Annotated in this window: 7 protein-coding genes and 1 pseudogene; 6 read left to right on the top strand and 2 right to left on the bottom strand. The window is 72.7% G+C overall.

The features are described 5' to 3' along the window. A pseudogene (locus ABD361_RS14865) lies at positions 1-104 on the top strand (IS5/IS1182 family transposase); the annotation flags it as partial. 284 nt (positions 105-388) lie between these two features. Here the strand turns inward: ABD361_RS14865 and ABD361_RS14860 are convergent. Beyond that, positions 389-1,294: a DMT family transporter gene (locus ABD361_RS14860; RefSeq protein WP_344435666.1), complete on the bottom strand. Its 906-nt coding sequence runs from the start codon at positions 1,292-1,294 to the stop codon at positions 389-391. A 226-nt stretch (positions 1,295-1,520) separates the two neighbouring features. On the opposite strand from ABD361_RS14860, the gene ABD361_RS14855 reads away from it, so the two are divergent. From ABD361_RS14855 to ABD361_RS14845, 3 genes are all read left to right on the top strand, one after another. Then, complete coding sequence (locus ABD361_RS14855; RefSeq protein WP_344435665.1) at positions 1,521-1,913, top strand: hypothetical protein; 393 nt, start codon at positions 1,521-1,523, stop codon at positions 1,911-1,913. A 65-nt stretch (positions 1,914-1,978) separates the two neighbouring features. Beyond that, positions 1,979-3,832, top strand: coding sequence for a glycoside hydrolase family 15 protein (locus ABD361_RS14850; protein ID WP_344435663.1), 1,854 nt, complete (start codon positions 1,979-1,981; stop codon positions 3,830-3,832). Positions 3,833-3,899: 67 nt separating this feature from the next. Further along, complete coding sequence (locus ABD361_RS14845; protein WP_344435662.1) at positions 3,900-4,382, top strand: nitroreductase family deazaflavin-dependent oxidoreductase; 483 nt, start codon at positions 3,900-3,902, stop codon at positions 4,380-4,382. Between the two features lie 12 nt (positions 4,383-4,394). On the opposite strand, the gene ABD361_RS14840 is transcribed toward ABD361_RS14845, so the two are convergent. After that, positions 4,395-5,057 (bottom strand): PhzF family phenazine biosynthesis protein, encoded by a 663-nt coding sequence (locus ABD361_RS14840; RefSeq protein ID WP_344435661.1) that lies wholly within the window; start codon positions 5,055-5,057, stop codon positions 4,395-4,397. Positions 5,058-5,108: 51 nt separating this feature from the next. Here ABD361_RS14840 and ABD361_RS14835 point away from each other — a divergent pair, with 51 nt between their 5' ends. Both ABD361_RS14835 and ABD361_RS14830 read left to right on the top strand, forming a co-directional pair. Next, a complete protein-coding gene (locus ABD361_RS14835; RefSeq protein WP_344435660.1) occupies positions 5,109-5,669 on the top strand; it encodes a sugar O-acetyltransferase in 561 nt (186 codons plus the stop codon). A gap of 79 nt (positions 5,670-5,748) precedes the next feature. Further along, on the top strand, positions 5,749-6,987 hold the full coding sequence (locus tag ABD361_RS14830; RefSeq protein WP_344435659.1) for an FUSC family protein: 1,239 nt from the start codon (positions 5,749-5,751) through the stop codon (positions 6,985-6,987). The last annotated feature ends 16 nt before the right edge of the window (positions 6,988-7,003 follow it).

The following is a 7,003-nucleotide window of genomic DNA, read 5'->3' as shown; positions in this document are numbered from 1 at the left end:
GGTTGAAGATCTACCGGGCCGTGGCCACGCGTTATGACAAGAGGGCGTACGTCTTTCACGGCACCGTGACCGCTGCAGCCGTACGCCTCTGGCTGCGCTCCTGACCCGCCGGACAGACCCTAGGGCGAGTCCGGCGGATCGGGCAGCGCCCCGTAGGGGCGCGGGGAACTGCGCGATCGGCCACCGACGGCCCGCAGCCGACTCGCCACACGGGGCCCGGGTCGCAGCACGGCACTTCGTCTGCGGGCACGTCGTGGCTTGTCGCGCAGTTCCCCGCGCCCCTATGGGGCGCCGTGGTCCCGCGTGACGAAGACCCGCCGGACAGGCCGTGGCACCCCCGGGACCGGGCTGCGCCCGGTGGCCTCGAACAGCGGCCGGGGCGGAGGCTTCAGTGGCGCGTGCCCACCGGCTCGTCGGCGCGCGCCGGGCGCGACGACGCCACCGTCCGCGACGGCCCGGAGGGCCCGCCGCGGCGGATCGCCGCCAGGCCGACGCCCGCGAGCACGATCAGGCCGCCCAGCCCGGCCATCGGGCTCGGCACCGAGCCGAGGAGCAGCGCGTCCAGTCCGAGGGCCGCCACCGGTACCGCGTACAGCACCAGGGAGCTGACCGACGCCGTCGCGGCCTGCAGGACGCGCGACCAGGTGCAGAACGCCAGTACCGTGCAGCCCAGTCCGAGCCACAGGACCGCCGCGTGCTGCTGCCATCCGGCTGCCGCGGCCTGCGTGACGGCGCCGGGGGCGAAGAAGAGAAGGGGCAGCAGTCCGAAGAGGCTGCCGTAGAAGATGCAGTCCATTCCGGAGTACCGCTGCAGCAGCGGCTTCTGCAGGACGAAGGAGGTCGCCTGGGCGGCCGCCGCGAGCACGATCATGGCCATGCCGGAGCGGGTGCCGCCGCTGCCGCCGGCGAGGGCGACGACGAGGGCGCCGCTGAGCGCGACGAGGAGGCCGGCGATGCCCCACGGGCCGGGCCGTTCGCGCAGGACGAGCATGCCCAGCGCCGTGGCGAAGACCGGCGAGGTGGCCACGAGCATGGCGGCGGTGCCGCCCTCGACGTGGCGTTCGCCTGCGTAGAGCAGGAGCTGATAGGCGGTCATGCCGGTCAGGCCGAAGCCGGCCATGCGCAGGGCGTCGGCGCGGCGCAGCCGGCCGATGCGGCCGGTCAGCAGGCACGGCAGCAGCAGGGCGACGGCGGTGACCAGGCGCAGGACGGCGATGGACTCCGGGGTGTAGCCCTCCAGGGCCATGCGGATGGCAGGGAAGGCCGAGCCCCACAGGACCGCTGTCGCGGCCATGAACTTCCACGGGGTCAACGCAGAACACCGCCTATCGGCTCGGTATTCGTCGAACGTTTCGACGATGTTGCCGAAGCTACCGAGAATCGATTCATAAGTCGAATAACAGATTCCTCTTATGTCCCCAAGGGAATCTTTGAGTGCGCACGAACGGTCTCTCCACCGCGCCGCACCGCCGCCGCTCCCGTACCCTCGGACAAGGGACCTGGCGAAGGAGCAGTGGGTGATGAGCGGCCTGGAGACTGCGGACCATGTCAGCGTGCATCTGAGCGGATGCGGCACGGCCGATGCGGGCGTCGTCTTCGGCGCCCTGGAAGCGGCGTTCCCCGGCGGCACGGAGCCCGACGCGAGCCGCAGCGCCGCCGGCCAGAGAACCGGGGAGGGCGCTGCCACCATGTGGTGCACGGTGGTCGATGCCCGGACGCGGACGCCCCGCGGGGCACCGTCGGCGGCCCCGCTGACCGGCGCAGTGGTGGCCGACCTGTTCGGCGCCGCCGATCCGGTGCGCCAGGTCGAGGAGGAGCTGGCGGCCGTCTTCGACGTCGAGCACCAGGGCACGGTCCCGGGCGAGCACGAGCTGGAGGTCAGGCTGCGCCTGGCACCGCGCCCGGGCGCCTGACGGCCGGCCGCGGCCGGCGGCCGCACAGCGCCGCGTCCCGCCCTTGAGGCGAGGAGGGACAGGCCATGACGCACGCGCACCATGCGGGATTGCACGACGCGCCCTATCTGCCCATCGAGGACCACGGGATCATCGGGGATCTGCACACCGTGGCCCTGGTGGGGGCCGAGGGCACGATCGACTGGTGCTGTCTGCCCCGTTTCGACGCGCCCTCGGTCTTCGCCTCCTTGCTGGACGCGGAGCGCGGCGGGTTCTTCTCGGTGCGGGTGCCGGAGGTCGAGCGCACCAAGCAGATGTACCTGCCGGATTCCAACGTGCTGCTGACGCGCTTCCTCGCCGAGGACGCGGTGGCGGAGCTGTACGACTTCATGGTCCCCGACCACCCCGCCTGCACCGCGGGCGGCACCCGGCAGATCGTGCGCCAGCTGCGGGTGGTGCGCGGCAGCGCCACGGTGGACGTCGTGTGCCGCCCGGCGTTCGACTATGCCCGCGCCCCGCACGAGGTGGCGCTGGTCGAAGGGGTCGGCGCGGTGTTCACGAGCCCGGCCGGCCGCTTGGTGCTGCGCTCCTCCGTGCCGCTGCGTACCGACGGGGACGCGGCGCTGACCACGGTGGAGCTGTCCGCCGGGCAGGCGCTCTCGCTCACGGCCCAGTGGGACGGCGAGCCGCGGCCGGTGGACGGCCCGGAGGTCGACCGCCTGCTGGACGAGACCCTGCGCTACTGGGACGGCTGGCTGCGCCAGTCGCGCTACCAGGGCCGCTACCGCGAGGCGGTGGAACGCTCGGCCCTGGCCCTGAAGCTGCTGGTGCACCAGCCGACCGGCGCCCTGATCGCCGCTCCCACCACGTCGCTGCCGGAGTCGCCGGGCGGCTCGCGCAACTGGGACTACCGCTACACGTGGGTGCGCGACGCCGCGTTCACGCTGTACGCGCTGATGCGGCTGGGCTTCACCGAGGAGGCGGCCGGGTTCGTCGACTGGCTGCACGACCGGTGCGTGGAGGCGCCGCCGGACACCGGGCTGCAGGTGCTCTACGGCATCGACGGCCGCGCCGCACTGCCGGAGACCGAGCTCACCCACCTGGCCGGCTACCGCGGGGCCCGGCCGGTGCGCATCGGCAACGCCGCGTCCCTGCAGCTGCAACTGGACATCCACGGCGAGCTGATGGACTCCGTCTACCTGTACAACAAGTACGGCGAGCCGATCTCCTACGAGTTGTGGGAGGCGCTGAGCCGGCAGCTGGAGTGGCTGGAGAAGCACTGGGAGGAGCCGGACGACGGCATCTGGGAGACCCGCGGGGGCCGGCGCCGCTTCACGTACTCGGCGCTGATGACGTGGGTGGCCTTCGAGCGGGCCATGCGCATCGCCCGCCACCGCGGCATGCCCGCCCCCGTCGAGCGCTGGCGCGACGCGGCCGCCGCGGCGTACCGGTACGTGCAGGACAGCTGCTACTCCCACGAGCTGGGGGCGTACGTGCAGTACGCGGACAGCGACGTGCTGGACGCCTCGCTGCTGGTGATGCCGCTGGTGAAGTTCGTGGGGCCGGCCGATCCGCGCTTCCTGTCCACCGTACGGCGGCTGGAGGAGCAACTCGTCAGCGACAGCCTCGTGCACCGCTACCAGGCCGACGGCGCCGACGGGTTCACCGACCGGGAGGGCACCTTCAACCTGTGCTCCTTCTGGTACGTCGAGGCCCTGGCGCGCGCCGGCCGGGTCGGCGAGGCGCGGTACATCTTCGAGAAGATGACCACCCACGCCAACCACCTGGGCCTGTACGCCGAGGAGATCGGCCCGGCGGGCGAGGCACTGGGGAACTTCCCGCAGGCCTTCACCCACCTGGCACTGATCAGCGCGGCCACCAATCTCGACCGCGCGCTGACGACACGGCGCAGTCCGGTGATGCGGCACTGCCGTCGCTGAGGGCATGTTGCGTGCCGACGCCGTCTCTCGCCATCATCCGTACACGACGAGGGAAGGGGCGCATGCAATGCCTCTTGAGGGCGAGTACGAGCCGAGTCCGGCGCAGTGGGTGCGCGAACAGGTCGAGCTGTACGAGAGTTCGGGGGGCACCCGGGGCACAACGCTCTGGGACACGGGCCTGCCGGTCGTCATCGTCACGATGCGCGGCGCGAAGAGCGGCAGGATCCGCAAGGTCCCGCTGATGCGCGTGGAGCACGAGGGGCGGTACGCGGCGGTGGCCTCGAAGGGCGGCTTCCCCCGCCATCCGGTCTGGTACCTCAACCTCAAGGCCCACCCGCAGGTGGTCCTCCAGGACGGCCCCGAACGCCACAGCATGATCGCCCGTGAGCTCACCGGGGACGAGAGGGACCGGTGGTGGCAGCGCGCGGTCGCCGCGTATCCGCCGTACGCCGAATACCAGGAGAAGACCGAACGCGTGATCCCCGTCTTCGTACTCGAACCCGAGCACCTGGCCGGGCCGGCGAACCCCCCGGCGCCGACGGGGAACTGAGCTTCGCCCCCCTCACCCGGCGGCGGTCACCCGGCCGCCCAGCTCCACGACCCCGTCGCCGAGGAAGCGCGTGAGGATCTGCGATCCCGCGCCCTGCCGCACGGTCAGCGAGCGGCCCAGCTCGGCGGTCAGGACGAGGGCGGCCGCGCCGGTGGCCTCGTCCTCGGCCACCCCGTCGCCGCGCCGCGGGAAGCCCCGCGCCCTGACGCGCCCGGCGGCCTCGTCCTCCCAGGCCCAGGCGTACAGCCAGCCCTCCCCCGGCGGCGGGGCGGGCAGCTCGTCGACCTCGGCGACGGTGGCGAAGCCTTGCGTTCGCCGGCCGGGAACCCAGGCGGCCCGCCCGCGGATCCAGGTGAGCCCGTCCTCCTGCCAGGTGGGCACCTCCCCCGCCGGCGGCCGCAGGACGTCCACCGGCTCTCCCCGGCTGCGCAACCAGGACGCCACGCCGATGAGGGGGTGTCCGGCGAAGGGCAGCGGCGTGCTGGGCGTGCGGATGTCGACGCGCCCGGCCCGGGCGTCGTCGACGAAGACGGTCTCGCTGTAGCCGAGTTCGGCGGCGAGGTGCTGCCGTTCGCGCGTGCCGGGGACGGCCGCGCCGTCCATGACGACTCCGAGGGGATTGCCGCCGCTGCCGTCCGGGCCGGTGAACACCCGCACCACCACATGATCAACCATGAGCTGATTCAATCAGCTTCGCTCGGTTTCAATCGGCGTAGAGGAGCGGTGGTGGGCGAGAACAAACGACGCATGCTGGCGGGCGAGTGGTACGTGCCCGACGATCCGGAGCTGGCCGCGGACACCCGGCGGCGGGCGGAGCTGTGCGCGGCGTTCAACGCGGCGACCACGGCCACGGCGCCGGAGCGCCGCGCCCTGCTCGCGCGGCTGCTCGGCTCGGTCGGCGAGGGGGTGAACGTCCGGCCGCCCTTCCACTGCGACTTCGGCCACCACATCAGCCTCGGTTCGAGGACGTTCGTCAACTTCGGGGCGGTCTTCCTCGACGCGGCGCCGATCACCGTCGGCGCGGACGTGCAGATCGGGCCGTACGTGCAGTTGCTGACGCCGCTGCACGAGATGGCCGCCGGGCGGCGGCGGGCCGGCTGGGAGCGGGCGCTGCCGATCTCCGTCGGTGACAACGTCTGGCTGGGCGGCGGAGTGATCGTCTGCCCCGGTGCGAGCATCGGCGCGAACACGGTCGTCGGAGCCGGCTCCGTGGTCACCCGGGACCTGCCGGCGGGCGTGCTGGCCGTGGGCAATCCGGCGCGGGTGGTGCGCGAACTGCCGGAGTGAGGGGACCGGAGCCGCCGGCTGCGCCGTACGGGTGAGGCGGAAGTGTCATGTGATGCTTCTGGGCGGGAAGAGGCACAAAGTGCCTGAACTCACCGACCCCCTGACGACCCTGGTACGGCGCCATCGCGAACCCGCCGTCGTGCAGGCGGTCCGCTCGACGCTGGCCGCGGTGATCTCCTATGTGGTCGCCCTGCAGCTGAGCAACGAGCCCCTGCCGCTGACGGCACCGCTGACCGCGCTGCTCGTCGTCCAGGTCACGCTGTACTCGACGCTGACGACCGGTATCCGCAGGGTCAACTCCGTGGTGGCCGGCGTCCTCATCGCCATCGGCTTCAGCGTCCTGGTGGGCCTGACCTGGTGGAGCCTGGGTCTGATCATCCTCGCCTCGCTGATCATCGGGCGGTTCGTCCGCGCGGGTGAATTCGTGCCGGAGGTGGCGATCAGCGCCATGCTGGTGCTCGGCGTCACGAGAGTGGCCGCCACCGCCTGGGACCGGGTGCTGGAGACCCTGATCGGCGCCGTGGTGGGCCTGCTCTTCGACGTCCTGTTCGTGCCCCCGGTGTGGGTGCAGCCGGCGAGCGAGGCCATCGAGCAGCTCTCGCGCCGCATGGGGCAGTTGCTGCGGCGCGTCGGCGAGGAGGTCAGCGGGCACACGCCGGTCGCCCAGGCCGCGGCCCGGCTGCACGAGGCCCGCCGGCTGGACCACGACATCGTCCAGGTGGACGCCTCCCTGCGGCAGGCCGAGGACAGCCTGCGGCTCAATCCGCGCGTACGCGAGGGGCTGCTGTTCCGCGTGGTGCTGCGCACCGGCCTGGACGCCCTGGAGATCGCCGCGGTGGTGCTGCGGGTGCTGTGCCGCACGCTGACCGACCTGGCCAAGGAGCGTACGGGCGAGCCGATGTTCACCCCCGAGGTGGCCGAGGCGCTGCGGGAGGTCTGCCAGCACCTCGCCCGGGCGGTGGAGAGCTTCGCGGTGCTCATCACCACCCAGGTCAGCCGCAACGCCGAGAAGGCCGAGGACCGGCTGATGGAGGAGCTCGCCGCCGGCCGGGCCGCCCGCGACCGCGCCGCGCACCTGCTCCTGGAGGGCGTGCAGCGCCACCCGCGGCAGTGGCAGCTGCACGGCGCGTTGCTGGCCGAGATCGACCGCATCCTCGACGAGCTGGACGTGGAGAAGCGCACCGAGCGCCTGGCCGAGGAGCTCGACCGCGCCACCCGCGAACAGCGCGAGCGCTACCCGCTGCTGCACCGCGTCCAGCGCCGCCTGCGCAGCAGCGGCTACGGCTGGCGCCGCGGCTGGTTCGCCAACCGCGACTGAGCCCCCGCCCCCTCAC

This window comes from Streptomyces luteosporeus (genome assembly GCF_039532865.1).
In the GTDB taxonomy this organism is placed as follows: Bacteria; Actinomycetota; Actinomycetes; order Streptomycetales; family Streptomycetaceae; genus Streptomyces; species Streptomyces luteosporeus.
This window is presented reverse-complemented; position numbering and strand designations above follow the sequence as displayed.

Bases quoted from the DNA above. Each gene is read 5' to 3' on its own strand.
- ABD361_RS14850 (WP_344435663.1), top strand. From the start codon at position 1,979: ATGACGCACGCGCACCATGCGGGATTGCACGACGCGCCCTATCTGCCC.
- ABD361_RS14860 (WP_344435666.1), bottom strand. From the start codon at position 1,294: ATGGCCGCGACAGCGGTCCTGTGGGGCTCGGCCTTCCCTGCCATCCGC.
- ABD361_RS14855 (WP_344435665.1), top strand. From the start codon at position 1,521: ATGAGCGGCCTGGAGACTGCGGACCATGTCAGCGTGCATCTGAGCGGA.
- ABD361_RS14840 (WP_344435661.1), bottom strand. From the start codon at position 5,057: ATGGTTGATCATGTGGTGGTGCGGGTGTTCACCGGCCCGGACGGCAGC.
- ABD361_RS14845 (WP_344435662.1), top strand. From the start codon at position 3,900: ATGCCTCTTGAGGGCGAGTACGAGCCGAGTCCGGCGCAGTGGGTGCGC.